The organism is Aerococcus sp. L_32 (assembly GCF_050689315.1).
Map to the genome: position 1 here is coordinate 1 of NZ_JBOEQF010000559.1, position 1,148 is coordinate 1,148.

Sequence of the window (1,148 nt, forward strand, 5' to 3'; positions counted from 1 at the left end):
GATCGAGACATAATAGTTTTGTAGATGTGTTACAATTTATTTAAACAAGTTGGAGGTTTTAGCTATGACAAACAAGAAAATTTTAACCACGCATGTAGGTTCATTACCACGTCCAAAAGCATTATTAGAGGCAAATGACCGTCGTGCAAAAAATGAAATTTCAGACGAAGAATACAATCAAATCATCCAAGATTCAGTGGATCAAGTTGTTGCAAAACAAAAAGAACTTGGTATCGACATTGTAAATGATGGTGAATATGGTCATATCACGTCTGGTCCAGTAGATTTTGGTGCTTGGTGGAACTACTCATTCTATCGGTTAGGTGGTTTAGAAATGACTGACCAAGACCGGTGGGCAAACCCTGAAAAAGTTCGTTCAACACCAGGAAACATTAAATTAACTTCATTTCCTGACCGTCGTGACCGTGCAATTTTCTCAGCTGCCTATGAAGATCCAGATTCAGGTGTTTTAGGTAAACGTAAAGCTGTCGGGAACCCAGTTTTCGCTGATAAAGTGACTTACGTTGGTCATGACCAAGTACAACGTGACGTAGATTTCTTAAAAGCTTCACTAGCTAAAAATAACTTAGATAAAGGTTTTATTGCAGCTGTGTCTCCAGGTTCAGCTGCTCGTCTACAAGATAACTACTACAATGGTGATGAAGAAACCTTATTAAATGATTTAGCAGACGCATTACATGAAGAATATAAAGCAATCACAGATGCTGGTTTCATCGTTCAAATTGATGCGCCAGACTTGGCTGAAGCTTGGGACCAAATCAACCCAGAGCCATCAGTAGAAGACTTCCAAAGATGGTTACAATTACGGATTGACGCTATTAACCGTGCCTTAAAAGGTATCGATCCGGCTTTAGTTCGATTACATATTTGCTGGGGTTCATGGCATGGACCACACACAACAGATATTCCATTAGAGTACATCGTTGACCAATGTTTAGAAGTAAATGCAGCAGGATTTACTTTTGAAGCATCAAGTCCACGTCATGCGCACGAATGGAAAGTATGGGAAAAAGTAGGCCGCTTAAAAGAAGGCCAATACATCATTCCTGGTTTAGTATCACATTCAACAAATGCGGTTGAGCATCCAGAATTAATCGCAGAACGCTTAATCCGTTTCGGTGAAATCA

At 39.6% G+C, this 1,148-nt stretch carries 1 protein-coding gene; it reads left to right on the top strand.

The annotated features are described in order from the left end of the window. Nucleotides 1–64: 64 nt before the first annotated feature. On the top strand, nucleotides 65–1,148 hold a 1,084-nt coding region (locus tag ACRCJ0_RS14765; protein ID WP_431390963.1), incomplete at its 3' end, for a cobalamin-independent methionine synthase II family protein.